This window comes from Novosphingobium sp. (genome assembly GCF_031417815.1).
Taxonomy (GTDB): domain Bacteria; phylum Pseudomonadota; class Alphaproteobacteria; order Sphingomonadales; family Sphingomonadaceae; genus Novosphingobium.
The window spans coordinates 39,737-56,302 of record NZ_JANOWI010000031.1; the positions used below are offsets into that span (position 1 = coordinate 39,737).

Annotated in this window: 9 protein-coding genes and 1 tRNA gene; 4 read left to right on the forward strand and 6 right to left on the reverse strand. The window is 63.2% G+C overall.

All coding sequences use genetic code 11. The features are described 5' to 3' along the window. Window positions 1–20: 20 nt before the first annotated feature. A complete protein-coding gene (locus RMN99_RS07980; protein ID WP_309622776.1) occupies window positions 21–797 on the forward strand; it encodes a transglutaminase family protein in 777 nt (258 codons plus the stop codon). Here the strand turns inward: RMN99_RS07980 and RMN99_RS07985 are convergent. From RMN99_RS07985 to ftsE, 5 genes are read right to left on the reverse strand one after another with little or no spacing between them, the layout of a single operon-like run. Next, window positions 794–2,050, reverse strand: coding sequence for a divalent metal cation transporter (locus RMN99_RS07985; protein ID WP_309622777.1), 1,257 nt, complete (start codon window positions 2,048–2,050; stop codon window positions 794–796). The genes RMN99_RS07980 and RMN99_RS07985 overlap by 4 nt on opposite strands. After that, on the reverse strand, window positions 2,047–2,739 hold the full coding sequence (locus RMN99_RS07990) for a lysophospholipid acyltransferase family protein (protein ID WP_309622778.1): 693 nt from the start codon (window positions 2,737–2,739) through the stop codon (window positions 2,047–2,049). The genes RMN99_RS07985 and RMN99_RS07990 overlap by 4 nt, the downstream gene beginning before the upstream one ends. Window position 2,740: 1 nt before the next feature. Further along, the gene (locus RMN99_RS07995) at window positions 2,741–3,271 is read right to left on the reverse strand and encodes a YdcF family protein (RefSeq protein WP_309622779.1); all 531 of its coding nucleotides are present in this window, start codon (window positions 3,269–3,271) and stop codon (window positions 2,741–2,743) included. 7 nt (window positions 3,272–3,278) lie between these two features. Continuing rightward, on the reverse strand, window positions 3,279–4,184 hold the full coding sequence (locus RMN99_RS08000; RefSeq protein WP_309622780.1) for a cell division protein: 906 nt from the start codon (window positions 4,182–4,184) through the stop codon (window positions 3,279–3,281). A gap of 4 nt (window positions 4,185–4,188) precedes the next feature. Next, window positions 4,189–4,929: a cell division ATP-binding protein FtsE gene (ftsE, locus tag RMN99_RS08005; RefSeq protein WP_309622781.1), complete on the reverse strand. Its 741-nt coding sequence runs from the start codon at window positions 4,927–4,929 to the stop codon at window positions 4,189–4,191. Between the two features lie 170 nt (window positions 4,930–5,099). Between ftsE and RMN99_RS08010 the strand changes: the two genes are divergently transcribed. Continuing rightward, window positions 5,100–6,026: an MJ0042-type zinc finger domain-containing protein gene (locus RMN99_RS08010; protein ID WP_309622782.1), complete on the forward strand. Its 927-nt coding sequence runs from the start codon at window positions 5,100–5,102 to the stop codon at window positions 6,024–6,026. A 29-nt stretch (window positions 6,027–6,055) separates the two neighbouring features. Here the strand turns inward: RMN99_RS08010 and RMN99_RS08015 are convergent, their stop codons facing one another. Then, a complete protein-coding gene (locus RMN99_RS08015; RefSeq protein WP_309622783.1) occupies window positions 6,056–6,238 on the reverse strand; it encodes a hypothetical protein in 183 nt (60 codons plus the stop codon). A 199-nt stretch (window positions 6,239–6,437) separates the two neighbouring features. Between RMN99_RS08015 and RMN99_RS08020 the strand changes: the two genes are divergently transcribed. Then, window positions 6,438–6,524, forward strand: a tRNA-Leu gene (locus RMN99_RS08020). A 459-nt stretch (window positions 6,525–6,983) separates the two neighbouring features. Further along, window positions 6,984–16,566, forward strand: a 9,583-nt coding sequence (locus RMN99_RS08025; RefSeq protein ID WP_309622784.1) for a hypothetical protein, incomplete at its 3' end; no start/stop codon positions are given.

Consider the following 16,566-nt stretch of genomic DNA (forward strand, 5'->3'; position numbering starts at 1 on the left):
CCCGGGGATTGCACCGGCTTATGAAAATCCGGATCCATGCGCGGCTGTTCTACATGTTTGCCGAACCGACCGACGTGCTGGTCCAGGTCGAGGCGGCGGCGCATGCCGACCAGCAGATCGAGGACCCCGAACTGTGGCTGACCCCGGTGCTGCACTTTGCCCGCGTGCCCGGCCACGACGAGATCGGGAGCCGGATCTGGCTGCGGGTCGAAGGCGAGCTGGCGCTTGATTACAAGGCGGTTGTTGCGGTGGAGCGGCCACTGGTTGATGTGGCCACCCTGCCCGATACCCAGCCGCACCTGCTGCCGGGCGATGTGATCGACTATCTGATGCCCTCGCGGTTTTGCCCATCAGACCGCTTCAGCGATTTTGTTGCGTCCGAATTCCCCGATCTCGCGGGCGGTGCGCTGGTCGCGGCGCTGCGTGATTGGGTCGCCAGACATCTGACTTACGAGCCGGGGGCCAGCCACGCCGGGACCTGCGCCAGCGATACCTTCATCCAGCGCCGCGGGGTATGCCGTGACTATGCGCATCTGCTGATCACGCTGACCCGCGCGGCATCGATCCCGGCGCGCTATGCCAGCGTCTATGCCCCGGATGTAACCCCGCCCGATTTCCATGCAGTTGCCGAAGTCTGGCTGGCCGATGCCTGGCACCTGGTCGATGCCACCGGCATGGCCGCGGCCGATGAAGTGGTGAAGATCGGGGTGGGGCGCGACGCGGCGGACATCCCGTTCCTGTCCAGCTTTGGCAATGCCGAACTCTATGAAACGAAAGTCAGCGTCAGCCGGGCCTAGCTGAGCAAAAACACCCCGGCCACCACGAACATCACCGCGGTGGACAGCCAGCCGCCGAATTCCAGCCAGCGGCCCATCACCAGATCGCCCATGATCGCCTTGTTGCGCGCGATCAGCATGGTCACCACCATCAGCGGCGGGGCGAGCAGCCCATTGACAACCGCGGCCCAATAGAGCGCCCGCATCGGATCGATATTGACCAGGTTGAGCAGGATCCCGCCCGCCGTTGCCGCCGCGATCGCGCCGTAGAACGCCTTGGCCTCGCGCGGTTTGCGGTCAAGCCCTTCGGTCCAGCCGAACGTCTCGCTGACTGCATAGGCGGCGCTGCCGGCCAGGATCGGCACCGCCAGCAGCCCGGTGCCGATGATCCCCACGGCAAACAGGGCAAAGGCAAATTGACCGGCAATCGGGCGCAGCGCCTCGGCCGCCTGGGCCGCGCTGGTGATGTGCGTCACGCCGCCAGCGTTCAGCGTGGCGGCGGTGGCAATGATGATGAACAAAGCGGTGATATGCGAAAAGCCCATCCCCACCAGCGTATCGGTGCGGATCCGGCGCAGTTCGGCGCCGGCGCTGCGCGGGCTGACGTGCAGCGGCTTGATATGGCGGCGATGCTGCTCTTCCACTTCCTGCCCGGCCTGCCAGAAGAACAGGTAGGGGCTGATGGTGGTGCCGAAAATCGCCACCAGCGCCATCGCATGGTCCTTGTCGAAGGTGAAGCTGGGCACCAGCACACTGACGATCGCGGTGCCCCATGGCACATCGGCCACAAATACCACCCCGACATAGGCAAACAGCGACAGTGTGGTCCATTTGAGGATCCGCGCATAGCGGGTGTAGCTGACGAACACCTCGAGCAGCACGCTGGCCAGCCCGAACGCCGCAGTATAGGCCAGCACCGGCCCGGGCACGACCAGCGCCAGCACTGCCCCCATCGCGCCCAGGTCTGCGCCCAGATTGATGACATTGGCGACCAGCAGCAGCAACACGACACTGCGCAGCAGCCATGGCGGATAGTGCTGGCGCAGGTTCCGGGCGATGCCCATGCCGGTGGTCGCCCCGATCCGCGCGCAGATCGCCTGGATCGAGGCGAGCAGCGGAAAGCCGAAGAACATCGTCCAGGCCAGGCCATAGCCGAACTGCGCGCCGACCTGGCTGTAGGTGCCGATCCCTGATGGATCATCATCCGCCGCGCCGGTCACCAGCCCCGGTCCCAGCACCTCGAGCGGCGAGCGATGCTGGCCGTGCTCGCTCATTGGCTGTTCAGCGCGTTGATCGCAGCACCGACCCGCTGTTCGATCTCGGCGCGCGGCAGGCCGGGCGGGATCGGATCGGAAATGCGATAGGTGATGGTGCCGGGCAGCTTGATCCAGCGGTGATAGAGCGGGCCGGTATCCACCGCGATCGCCACCACCGGCAGGCCGAGCAATTTGTAGATCCCGGCAAAGCCCGCCTGCAGCGGCACCCGGGTGCCGTGCTGAACCCGCGTGCCTTCGGGAAAGATGAACAGCGAGCGGCCTTCGCCGATGATCTTCTTGGCCGCCGCCATCATGTGGCGCAGCGCCCTCGCCCCCTGTTCGCGCTGCACCTCGACCAGACCGTACCGGTCGGCAACCGTGCCCCACAGCGGGATGCGCATCAGTTCGGCCTTGGCGAAAATGCCGGGGAACGCGACCACCTGCGGTATATCGATCGCTTCGAAAAAGCTTTCGTGCTTCATCGCCACGAACACCGGGCCAGGCGGCAAAGCGCCTTCGACCACGATCCAGATCCCCACCAAGTTTCGCGCGCACCAGCGGTGCCACAGCGACCAGCTATCCACCCGGCGCCGGAAGGTTTCGCGCGAAGCCAGCAGCGCGGCCAGGCTGGCCAGCACCACAAACACGCTGCCGGTGTAAAACGTCAGGTAGAACAACGCGCTGCGCAGGATCCGTGCCGCCGCCATATCAGGACGCCTTCAGCCCTGGCACGCTGCGGAACAGCAGCTTGTGGTATTCAACCATCAGGATGCGCAGCGAAGGCTGGGTGTGCACCGCATCGTCAACCACCGTGATTTTGGCCGGCAAGACCTTGGCCAGTTCGGCCCGGGCGCGGCGCAAATGCCAGTCGCTGGTCACCACCCGGACGCTGCGATAGCCGCGCGTCTTCATCCAGGCAGCGGTTTCCTTGGCATTGCTGGTGGTATCGAAGGCCCGGTAACCCAGCGTGATGCAGCACTTCATCGCGGCCGGGGCGATTTTGAACTGTGCGGCAAATTCCCCCGGCTTGACCTGCGGATCAACCCCCGAGACCAGCATCTGGCGGGCCCAGCCGTTGTGCAGCACCTCCAGCCCGCGCTCGATCCGTCCGGCCCCGCCGGTCAGCACCACCACGGCATCGGTGCGCTGCGCCGCGGCGGGTTGCGGCAGGCTGATCGCGAACAGGATAAACCCGGCGGCCCAGGCAATCAGGATCAGGGAAAGGATGCGGCGCAGCATGGCGGGACTACAGCATCTTTCTGAGTGTACGCAGCACCGTCTGCCGCGCGGTAACCATCGCCAGCGCGATCCCCGCCAGCGGCACCAGTGCCAGCAGCAGCCAGTCAGCCAGGCCCAGCGCGCCGCTTTCCACCAGCCCGGCGCCCAGACTGCCAAACTGGCGGCCCAGCAGCGTCACCACCGCCAGCCCCAGCAGCAAACCGATTGCGCCGCCCACGGCTGCATCGAAGCCCACCGAGCGCTGGAAAATCCGCGCGATCTGCGTATCGGTACCACCCAGCAGATGCACGATCTCGATCGTATCGCGGTTCGATCCCAGCGCATTGCGGACTGCCAGCAGCACCGCTGCGGCCAGCGCAAAACCCAGCACCGCCGCCACCGCCATTGCCAGCCAGCGCATCGTCTCAACCGCGCTGAACACCGGCTTCAGCCAGCCCGATTGCGCATCGACCCGCGCCGCCGGGGCGACGCCGCGCAGTGTCCGCCGCAGTGCGCCCAGGCTCTCGCCGGTCACCGCGCCGCGCAGCCGGGCATCGATCAGCGCGGGCACGGGGATCGCGCCAGCGGCATCGACCGGCTGGCCGATCCAGGGTTCGATCAACCGGTCGATCTTGTCCTGCGGTACCAGTTGCACGTCGGCCACGCCCGGTGCCGCGCGCAAGGCCTCAAGCGCGGCCTGGGCCTGGGCATCGCGGCTGGCCGGATTGGCATCGACGATCTGCACCGTAACCCCGCCGCTCAGCGCATCAGACGCAGTCCCGGCGGCGTTGGAAAAGGCCAGCCCTGCGGCCGCGGCAATCACCGTCAAGGCGACCATGATCGCGATCACCCAGGGCATCGGACCCGACAGCCGCCGCTGTCCGATCAGCTGGCTTTCGGCGCTGCGGCCGAACAGGCGGGGGATCAGGGCCATCGGCTCAGCCCTCTGCCGTGACGCTGCGCGAACGGACCCGCGGCGGATAGCGCAGCGCGCCGGTGGGATCGGATAGCCGCCCGCGATCAAGCCGCATGATCAGCGAATCCGGTACCCGTTTCAGCAAATGGACATCGTGGGTTGCGACCACCACCGTGGTCCCGATCCGGTTGAGCGCCTCGAACAACCGCAGCAACTTCACCGCCATTTCGGGATCGACGTTGCCGGTCGGTTCGTCTGCCACCAGCAGTTCGGGGCGGTGGATCACCGCGCGGGCGATCGCCACGCGCTGCTGCTCCCCGCCCGAAAGCTGGGCCGGCAGCGCATGGATCCGGTCGGCCAGCTGGACCCATTCGAGCATGTCGGTGACCGGCCGCAGGATATCGCGCTCGGCCACGCCCTGCACGCGCAGCGGCAGCGCCACGTTGTCGAACGCCGAAAGGTGCGGCACCAGCCGGAAATCCTGGAACACCACCCCGATCCGGCGGCGAAAGCCTGGCAGCCGTTCGCGCGGCAGGGTGATCGCATCGGTGCCGAACATGCGGATCATCCCGCGCGATGGTCGCTGGGCCAGATAGAGCAGCCTGAGCAGCGAAGTTTTCCCTGCGCCGCTGGCCCCGGTCAGGAAGTAGAAGCTGCCCGGATGCAGCGTAAACGACACGTCGCTCAAGACCTCGCGATCCGAGCCGTAGCGCAGCCCGACGTTGTCGAACTGGACAATTTCCCCTTCGGCAGTCCTGGTCATATCAATGGGGATCGGTCCGGCTTGAGGGAATTGACGGGTCGGTGGCGCGCTGCAACGCATCCGGGGCGGCTATAGCGGCCAATCGATGTGGAAAAAAGGGTCATGCAGCACCCTACCCACCGTGCGAGCCTTGCCCTTTGCCATGCGGGCATGCTTAACACCATGCAACCATGATTATTTCGTGCCCTGCCTGCGCCACGCGCTATGTCGTTCCCGACACCGCGATCGGCGTTGAAGGGCGCACCGTGCGCTGCGCCAAGTGCCGCCACGCCTGGTTTCAGGATGGGCCGGAGCTGATTGCGCCCGCACCGGCGCCAGATCAGGCACCCGCACCGGCTGAACCGGCCCCGCAAGCCGAAGCGCCTCCGCCGCCGCCCGTTCCAGCGCCCGTCGCCGAACCTGAACCTGCGCCCGAACCGGTCATGGCCGAGCCGGCCGCACCGCCGCCCGAACCCGAAACGGTCGCTCCGCAGGACGAACCGGCTGCACCTGCGCCGCCGCCCGAAACCGCCGACGACGCGGAAGCCGGCGAAGCGCCCACCCCGCCGCCGCTCAACTTCGCGCTTGATGATCCGCCTGCGCCAACCCCTGCAGTGGCCGAACCCGCTTACGCCGATGCGGACGAGGACTATTCGCGGTTCGCGCACGAACCACTGTTTCGGCCGCGCCGTAATCCGGCGAAAATCGCGATGTACGCGGCGGTGCTGTTCGCCATCGTCGCGCTCGGTTCGATCGCGGCCACCGCGTGGTATGGCCTGCCCGATTGGCTGCCGTTCGGGCATAAGACCTTTGCCGAGGAACAGCCCGGCCTCAAGCTCGATTTCCCGGCCAAGCAGCAGGGCCAGCGCGAACTGCCCGATGGCAGCTTCTTCTTTGAAGCCAACGGCACGATCACCAACACCTCGTCGCAATCGCGCACTGTGCCGACCGTGCAGGTGGTGCTATACGACGCGCGCGGGACCGAGAAATTCATCCAGGAAATTCATTCGCCCAAGCGGGTGCTGGCGCCGGGCGAAAGCGTCTCGATCAACGAAGCGCTGGTCAACGTGCCCAAGGGCGCGGTCAAGGCGCGGTTCGGCTGGAAACCCGGCAACTGACGGCGCGGCCGTCTATTCGAAAATGCCCGCTATTCGAAGATAATTGTGGTCTGGCCGTCTTTCTGGCGGCTGACATGGCGCACCAGCCCGCCCGGCTCGGCAATTTCACTGGCGCGTTCGGCGCGCAGGATCGTCACCGTGGCGCTGGCCTGCACCGCAGCGCCGCCGCCGCCGCCCGCGCCAGGCGTGCCCGGGTGGGCGAGGGCAACCACAGCGGCAAGGGCAAGAGGCAGAAAGCCGGACACCGCCAAAGGTAAACGCGCGATTTACCAAGCCCGCAACGGCCCCGTCCGCGCCGTCCCCCAAAGAGACACAGCCTCGCCACGGTGTAACCCGCTTGCAGCCCATGAAACCCTTTGCTAAGGGCGCGCTCCTACCCCCCCGGGACGAGATTTTCGTGCCGATGATTTAGCGGTCGTGGCGGAACTGGTAGACGCGCAACGTTGAGGTCGTTGTGGGCGAAAGCCCGTGGAAGTTCGAGTCTTCTCGACCGCACCAGTCAGTCAGACACGGACACTGATTTTCGCCGCTGAGCGCAGCGCGCCTGCGGAATGGAGCTGTTCTGCGGGCCTGGTGTGATTCCTGGCCGTGGGCGAGACACGCGTCACATCGGTCGGACGAGAGCCAATTTTCACCGCATATCACTGTCGCGCATTTCGTCGCTCACACTCGGTCATGTTGGATGGTGTTGGATTATGTTCGCGCTTACTGCAGTTTGCGGTTCGTTACTGGTGATCTAACCCAGCAATTCTGCAGAGTTCCTTCTCAATCGCACCCTTCCACCAGAAACGCGAGCCGCAGGCCGTTCCCGCACAATTGCTCCTCAAGATCATAAGTCCAATACCTCGACAGCAGATTGATCTCCGAAAAACGCTAAACATTCCGAGCCTTTGTCCGACTGTGATCATGCCGCCCGCATTTGCGGAGCGGCTTTTGGTTCGGGGTAGGAAAACTGGCATGGTTGCGGTTGTTGGTGGTTCGGGATTGGGACTGCTGCGTAATTCGGGTGCGGCCGTTGGGGCTGACGGTATCTTGGGATCAAGCGGTCTGGGCCGGGCGGCGCAAGGCGTTACGGTCAATGCCTCGACCGGAAACCTGATCATCCAGACGCAAGACGAGTTCCTGGCCGGACTGGGAATAGGCGCCGCATTTACGTCAAGCTACAACAGCCTGGGCGCGGCGAGCGGCAACTACACCAACCTCGATGGCAGCCAGGACGCCGATGGCTGGCTGCTCGACACCCAGCGCAAGATCGTGCTTACGGGCACCGGCAACACTGCTGGATCGACCGCCACGCTGACCGACTGGGACGGGACCCAGGTTGTCTTCACGTACAACACATCGACGGGCCGCTACGAGAGTGCCGAGAGCCCCTATAATGACGATCTGCTGACATGGTCGGCCAATGTCTTGACCTGGACCGAAGGGCACAGCCGCGCAGTCCAGACCTTTGCCTCGAACATTGGCGGGCGGATCGTTTCGATCGCCGATGCCGATGGTAACGCGATCAGCTTTACCTATGACGCCGCCACAACTGCAGGCAAGCTTGCGCGGGTCACCACCGCCAATGCCTCGTCCGGCCAGAACAACTGGATCGACTATGTTTATGGCGCCAATTCACTCACGCTGGTCACCAGCTACTATGACCTCGCCGCAGCGACCAACAAACAGCTCAGCCGGGTGGTCTATGGTTACGATGCCACGGGACGGCTCTCGAGTGTCACGACCGACCTGACTCCGCTCAATGGTGGCGATGCGGTAAGCTATGTCGTTACGTATAGTTACAAAAATTCAACATCGAAGCTGGTCACGGGGATCGCACAAAGCGACGGCACCAGTCTGACGATTGCTTATGATGCCTCAAACCGGGTCTCCAGCCTCACGCAAGCGATGGACAGCGGAGTCTCGCAGACCACCAACTTCAGCTACGATACGATAGGCCGCGTCACCACGATCACCGATGGGCTCGGGGGCCAGTACAAAATGGGCTACGACGCGGCCGGGCGGCTGGTTCGGCTGGAAGAGCCTGCGCCGGTAGCGGGCGGCAATGCCACGGTGAAGACCTTTGCCTATGATGCCCAAGGCAATGCCACCGAAGCACTGACTTTCGACAACCCCGCCAGTGTCGGCACTGCATCGCTGGCGATTGAAGTGACACGCAGCCGTTTTGACACGGCTGGCAACCTGCTCGAGCGGGTCTATGGCGATGGCTCGGCGGCGCTCTACACCTATGGCGCGCTGGGCGAGCTGCTCACCGAAACCCGTTACACCGGGCTTGATGCCAATGGCTTGGCCGACGGCGCTGCGCCCACCGGCGGTATGATCACGCGTTATATCTACGACGCTGCAGGCAACGGTGTGGCTGACGATGGCAGCGCGAGCGGCGACGATGCGGCCGAGCGTCACTTGCGCTTTGCGGTGAGCGCCGAAGGCCGGGTAAGTGAATACCGCTACAATCCAGCCGGGCAGTTGGTCGCTACGATCGCTTACACCGGTAACGCTTATACCGCCACCAGTTGGAGTGAAGCGGATCTAGCCGCTTGGGTGGCAACTGCAGACAAAAGCCAGGCGCAGCGCAACGACAATCTCTACGATTTTCGCGGCAATCTGATCCAGACCACGTCGTGGTCGGCCACCGATAGCGCCGGAGCCGGATTGACCACGGCCAACTGGTCGCGGGCCGAATACACGTACGACCAGGCCGGACGGCTGCTCACCCGCCGCGTCTCGGGCACCAACGATCTGGGCGGTGAAACCGCGCCAGCTACCGAGAGCTTGGTCTACGATGGCCTCGGTCGGGTGATTTCCGCCACCGATCTGCTTGGCGTAACCAGCACCATCGCGATCAACGATGGCACCCGCACGACCACAATCACCACCCCCAATGCGGCAACTCAGACGCAGGTGTTCAAAATCAGCGGCGCGCTGGAAGGCGAAACCGTAAGCGCTGCAGGCACCGCTACTGCGACCACCAGCTATGCCTATGACGCACTCGGGCACCTGCGAATGGCGACCGATCCTTCGGGGGTGAAGACCTATTTTGTCTATGACCGGCAAGGCAGGCTGACTGCGACGATCGACGACAACGGCACCCTGAGCGAGGTCAAGTACGACGGGGCCGACCGGGTGGTGTCCAGCGTCACTTATGCCGCAGCCGTATCGGCGGCGAACCTAGCCTTGCTGGGAACGGTCACTACAAACACCGAGGTGGCCACAATCCGCCCCGCCGCGTCTGCCGCCGATCATTGGCAATGGACGATCTATGACAAAACCAGCAAAGTCCTTGAGACGATTGATGGCACAGGTGCGGTGGTCAAGTACGACTACGACGGAGCCGAGCGGCTGCTGGCGACAACAGCCTATTCGACAGTTCTTGCGGTCACAACACTCAACGGGCCCGATGGCATCAGTGGATATCGCAGTGCACCGCCTAGCGCGGTCGTCTTGCCTGCAGCCAGCGCCAGCACTGACCGGGCCACCCGCAATTTCTATGACAACGATGGGCTCCTGATCGGCGCTCTCGACGAAGAAGGCTACCTGACCGAGGTCGTCTATGACAAAGCCGGGCGCAAGATCGAGACGATCGGCTTTTCGGGCGTTACAGCCTTGGCGCAGCGGGCCAGCGGGACGTTAACCCAGCTCAAGGCAAGCCTGGCGCTTTCTGCAGCAAGCGACATCCACAACTATTGGCTCAACGACGGGCGCAGCCGCCTGGGATCGGTGATCGATGGCGAAGGCAATGTCACTCGGTTTCACTACACTGCAGCGGGCAATGTCGATCTGGAGGTCCGCGGGCAGCAGGTCGGCACCAACACCGCCTACACGCTAGCCACGCTTCCGGCGGCGAGCGGAACGCTTGAAACCACGCGGTTCTATTATAATGCAGCCGGTCAGGTGACCTCGCAAGTGCGCACCCTGACTGGCGGAACCGAGACCACCAGCTACACTTATGACAGTCGCGGACGGCTGCTCAGCCAGTCCACTTCGGAAACGCTCTCGAGCGAAACCCGCACCCAGACCATGCGTTATGACGCCAAAGGGCGGCTTATCGGCCAGCTCTCTGGCGTGGGCAGCGCGGCTTTGGCAGCACTCGGCGCGAGCCCTGCTCAGGCCGCGATCGACAGCATCTATGCCACTTACGGCACGCAGTACGTCTATGACATCGCCGACCGGTTAATCCAGACGATTACCCCCGATGGCAGCGGCGCGGTCGGCGTCAAGACGCTCTACTACTACGATGCCGACGGCCAACTGCGCTTCACGATCAACGCGCTCGGCGAGGTTAGCGAGCACCGTTACAATGTTCTGGAAGAGCGCACTGAGACGGTTCTCTATGGCACCCGGTTATCGTCCGGCACCCTGGCAACGCTAAGCGGCGGGCTGGTTACCGCGACTGTCACCACCGCAGTGGCGGCGGTGGCTAATAGCGGACTCGACAGCAAGGTTCAGGCGGCCTTTGACAATCGCGGCCTCGTTGCGCAGTCCACCGATCAGCTTGGTGTGGTCACCACTTATACCTACAGCGCCTTTGCTGAGCTGCTGAGCAGCGCTGCCTTGGTCTCGGTGAATCCCGCACAAGTGCTGACCCAGTTTCTGGAATATGGCCGGCGCGGGCTTACCGGTGCCCGGACGCTGGCCCAGAATGTCAATGATCCGACCACCAAATTGCGCACGAGCTATAGCTATGATGCGTTTGGCCGGAGCGTTGCCCGGACCTTGAACGCCACTGACCAGCGCTTTGAGAGCTGGAGCTATGATCGGGCCGGGCGGATCACGAGCTATCGCGACGCTTCGAATAATCAGGCGACTTCCAGCTACGATCCGCGCTCGAACCTGATCGCAAGCACCGATCGCGCCGGCAAGACCACCACTTTCGCTTACGATCTGTTTGGTCGCAATGTCACTACCACCAGTGCGGAAGGGATCGTCAGCTCGGTCAAGAAGAATGCCTATGGCCAGACTATTCTGCTGACCGACGGCAAGGGCCAGACGGCCAGCTATGCCTACGACAAGGACGGCAATCTCAAGTCCATAACTGATGCAGTTGGCACCACCACCAGAGATTTCGACATTGCCGGGCGGGTAATCGATGTGACCGACGCGAGTGGCGGCAAGATTCATTACAGCTACGACGCGGTCGGCCGGGTGCTCACCGAAGCGCGAGATTTTGGTGCGGGCAAGCTCAACCTCGCCACCACTTTTGCTTACGATGCCAAGGGGCAGGCGATCAGTGTAACCGATGCCTTGGGCGTGGTGACCACTTACGGCTATGACCTCAAAGGACAGAAGGTCACCGTGGTGCAGGACGCCGGTGTCGGCAAAAGCAATCTCACCACCCAGTACACCTACCGCGCTGATGGCAAAGTCACCGCGCAGGTCGAAGCCTTTGGCACCGCGCAGGCCCGCACCGCCCAGTACGAATACGATGCTTATGGCCGCCTGACCAAGACGATCGCCGATGCCGGGACGGGCAACAACGCGCTGGGCATTGCCTATGCCAATGCGGCTAAGCTGTATTACTATGACGTCGACAGCAACCTGATCGCCCAGACTGATGCTCTGGGGCGCACGACGCGCTTCGTTTACGACGCAAACAACCGTCTGGCATTGACAATCGATGCCGAGGGCGAAGTCGTTCAGACCATTTACGATGCCGCAGACCGGGTGGTTGCGTCCCGCCGGCTCGTGACAGTTCTGTCGAGTGCGCAGCTTGCTGCTTTGGCCGACAAGACCTTGCCGGCGCAGTGGAACGAGGTGACCACCGCGACGAATGGCGACATCACTATCACCAAAAAGGTCAGGGACTTCGGCACGGGAACAGTCACGCCGACCGTAGCGGCAAGCCTGGTCGCAAATGAGGGTGACCGTGTTACCCGCACCTTCTACGATGGCGATGGCCGCGCGGTCTATGGCGTGGATGGCGAAGGCTTTGTCATCCAGAACGTTTATGACAAGGCGGATAACGTCATCCAGACGATCCGCTACGCCTCGCAGACCAGTCTGACCAGTGCCTCAACCACCACCACTGTTGCCGCGCTGTTCAGCACGACCCAGGCGACCGGCGCAATGGCCACCAATATCCCTGCCGACGCGGCGGTCACCCAATACACCTATGACAACGCCAACCGGCTGACCGATGAGGTGGTGCTGTTCGACAGCGCCGTCGGGACCAACAACGACAGCGTTGTCACCCACCTGGTGCTCGACGCTTTGGGTCAAGTCACTGAAACCCATGTCGCTTATGGCACCGGCGATGTCTCGGTTACAAAGCGCAGCTACGATGCGGTCGGCCGCGTCATCAGCGAGACCCGCGCCTTTGGCGCAAATGAAGCCGCAACCACGCAGTACATCTACGATGCGCTTGGCCAGGTGGTCAAAGCGATCGATCCGCGCGGCAATGCTGCGTTTTTCTTTTACGACAGTCTTTGCCGCCTGACGTGGAGCGTCGATGCTGAGGGTTATGTCACCAAGACCGAGTACCTCAACGGCACCGCCAACACCAAAACCACGCGCTATGCCGCCAAGGCCAGCAATGCCGCGAGTCTGACCCCATCCACCCTGCCCTCGGTAGCGGCGGATGCCGCGCGCGATGCGGTGAGCTATGCCTATTACGACGGGCAGGACCGCTTGGTCTGGAGCGTCGATGCTGAAGGTTATGCAGGCAAGACCACTTACGCAATCGACAGGGTGATCGCCTCGGTTACCCGTTATGCGAACAAGGCCGGCAATGTCTCCGGCCTTGCACTGGGGGCCCTGCCCACTGTCACCACCTCGAGCGCCGATGCGACCAGCACGTTCACTTACGATCTGGCTGACCGGGTCAAGACCGCGACCGATGCAGAAAGCAAGGTCGAGAGCTACAGCTACGATGCCTTCGGCAACCGCACCAGCGTAACCAACAAGCTCGGCGGGGTAACCAACTACACCTACGACAAGCGCGGCCTCTTGAAGAGCGAGGCGGCCGATCAGGTCAGCTATGACAGCACCGGCGCCGCACTGCTCGAAGGTGCATCCGGCGCCACCCGCGTGGTCACCAGCTACACCTATGACGCGCGCGGCAACGTCAAGACCAAGGTCGCCGGATCGAACCTGACCGCAGCGATCCAGCTCATCACCAGCTTCGATTATGACAAGCTTGAGCGGGTGATCCGCCAGATCGATCCAGCGGTAACCAACGTCGACGGATCGGGCGTGGTCACGCCAATCACCGAGTTCGCTTACGACAAGCGCGGCGATGTGGTGCAGCAAAAGGTCAAGCTTGACGCTGCCACCTGGGCCAGCACGGTCAGCTGGTTCGACCGGCTGGGCCGCAAGTCCGCCGAAGTCTCGCCGGTCGGCACGCTCAGTCAGTGGACCTATGACGGGGCTGGCAATCTTACCAACCAGAGGATCTGGTCGGGGGCTGTTACCTTGCCGGTGACCCCGGGCTCGGCCCAGCCCGCGGCTATCGGCAGCGCCCGCGAGACCCAGTTGAGCTACGACAAGAACGGACGGCTCATCCAGACGCTGGTGATGGGCGTGCGAACCGGTGCCTTTAACGGCACCGCCTATGTCACGACTGCAGGCCAGAACCTGCAGAGCAACAACGAATACGACGCCTTCGGTAATCTTACCAAAGAGATCGATGCCAACCGCAACCCGATTTGCCACTGGTTCGACAAAACCGGACGTGAAACTGCCAAGCTTGACCAGGAAGGCTTCCTCACCAGCTGGAGCCGCGATGCAGACGGCAATGTCCTGTCCGAAACCCGCTTCGCCACGCGCTTCACCGGAACTCCAGGCATAGCTGCGCCAACAGTAACCGCCACGGTCGACGACCGCACAACCGGGTTCACATACGACAAGATGGGTCGCCGCCTGACCGAAGTGCGCAATGCCGTGCTGGTCGCGAGCGTCAGCGGCAATACGGTCTCGACCGCCAGCCAGGCCGCAACCATCACCTATGCCTACAACGCGCTGGGCGAAGTGCTCTCCAAGACCGAGGCCACCGGCGACAGGGCCGACTACCAGTATGACAAGCAAGGCCGCCTGATCCGCCAGGTCGATGCGATACAGAGTGACTTCAATGTCTCGGGAACCGCCAGCGTCCGCCACGTCACCTACTTCATGTACGACGGCGCCAACAACCTGATCCGCGCGACCGAACGCGCTGAGGCTGGCACGGCGGCAGCAAACGATGCCATCACACCCGCCGCGATGGGCGCAGCGGCAGCCGGCTACACCGCCGGGGCCGCAGGCGACGATCGCATCACCTCCTACCAATACTCCGGCGGCAAACTCACCGCGCAGTCCGATCCGCTGAGCTTCACCCGCCGCTTCGTTTACGACACGGCCGGCCGCAAGACGCTCGACTACTACACCCGCACCCTCTCGGATGGCACCACCCAGATCACCGAAGGCAACTTCGTCACCTACGACGCCGCTGGGCGCGCAACCGTCCAGTGGCAGGCGAGCTCGCTCACCGCAGTCAATCCGGTCTGGACCGCCATCTGGCCGATGACCCTCCTCAATTACAACGCCTATGGCGAAGTGACGAACCGGGCGATGCGTTCACCGACCAGTCAAACCAATGCGACGCTCGTCGATCTGACCCAGGAACAGATGGTCTATGACAACGCCGGGCGCGTGGTGAAGAGCAACAGCGGCGACGGGGCGTGGAAGGTCCTGGTCTACGATGCCAATGGCAACGCCACGCTGACGCTGTCGGCGATCTCGGCCGATATGTCCGCAGGCACCTATACTATCGACAGCGCGCTCACCGCCTTCGGAGCGATCGACACCTCGGCCAACCAGACGATGGCCGCCACAATCTCGCTCTACGACAAGCGCAACATGGCCAGCGCAACCCGCGAGCCGCTGCGTGCAATCGATAGCACCGCGCTGCGCTACACCATCACCCGCGCCCGCAGCTACACCGCGTTCGGCGAAGTTGCGTCTGAAACCGACGCGCGCGGCAACATCACCGAATACAGCTACAACACCATGGGCCGGATGGTCCGTAGCGTCGCCCCCACCGTATCGACCACCAACGAGAACGGCTCGGTCCAATTCGTCCGCCCGGCCAGCGATTACTACTACGACGCCTCCGGCCGCCTCGTCGCCACGCGCGACGCGAACGGCACTTACGCCACCGGCGGCACCTCCACCGCAGGCACTGTCAAAGCTGCCAACACCGGCAACCTCACCACCCGCCAGCTCCTCGCCGGAACCGGCTACGGCGGCGCTGAGGCCAAAGTCGCCAAAGATTTCCGCGCCGATACCTCGGTCTGGGAAAACCAATACGATGCCTTCGGGCAATTGCGGGTGCAGATAGACGGCAACAATTCGCAAAAGAAGGCGCTGAGCCAGGCTTTCGTTACCACTCAATACCTCTATGACAAGGGCGGCCGCGTTTCCGCTGAGGTAAAGGCATCGGGCTATACCGAGTTCTACGGCTATGATCAGCTTGGTCAGCGCACCCGCCACTGGAACAGCTTCCTGGGCATGTCGGTGGTTGAAAGGACCGACTATGACATCCAGCAACGCGTATCGGGCACCACCGATTACCTGAATCACCGCACCAACTATACCTACACCTGGTCTAACACTGCGCACAGCGCCGGGCTGGGCAACTTTGGCAGCTGGATCAAGACCACCACCTATGTCGATGCCGCCAACCGCAGCATGAGCGAGGGCACAGACGAGTTCGGCCATGTCACCACCCGCACCGATCTGAGCGGCAATATCACCAGCTTTGGCTTCGACAAAGGCGGGCGGCTGACCAGCCAGACCTCCACGCTAGGCCAGAGCATCACCTACAGCTACTACAACACCGGCAAGGTCAGCCAGATCCTCGATGGCGCCCCGCAGGCGACCGGCTATTATTCCAGCAATGTCACCTCCAGCTTCAGCTATGACGCGCAAGGCAACAGGCTCACCTCAAAATACGACCAGACCAGCTATTACCAGTGGGGCTACTACACGGGCGGCGCGGGGGCCGGGTCCAGCACCTATACCTCCAACCTTGAGAACGCGGCCGCCAACTACGATGCGCTGAACCGGATCACCAGCATTGTCGATCCGGGCGATGCCGCGAACAAGCGGCCCAGCTTCAGCCTTGCGCGCACGTACGATGCCAACAGCAATGTCCGCTCGGCGATCACCGCGCACCAGAGCATCGACAGCGCGCAGAACCTGGTCACTACGGTCACCACCGATGCCTATTGGTACCGCTATGACAGCCTCAACCGCCTCGCCACCAGCAAGGGCGCGCTGATCAATGGCGTGATCGTGCGTTCCAGCACCGGCGCGGATCTGACCTATGACCTTTCAGGCCGCCGCAAAAGCGCAACCTACACGCTGGCGTTGCAAGTATGGAAGATCAAGTACGTCAACGGCGTCGAGCAGGAATACACCGTCGCCTACACCGGCAACAGCACCGAACACTATGGCTATGACGGCGATGGCTATCTCGTCACGGTGCACAACCAGCACGATGGCTATATCGACAATGCCGATGGCACGGTCAGCCGCAACGGCACCGCGCAGACCTACTCGCTGC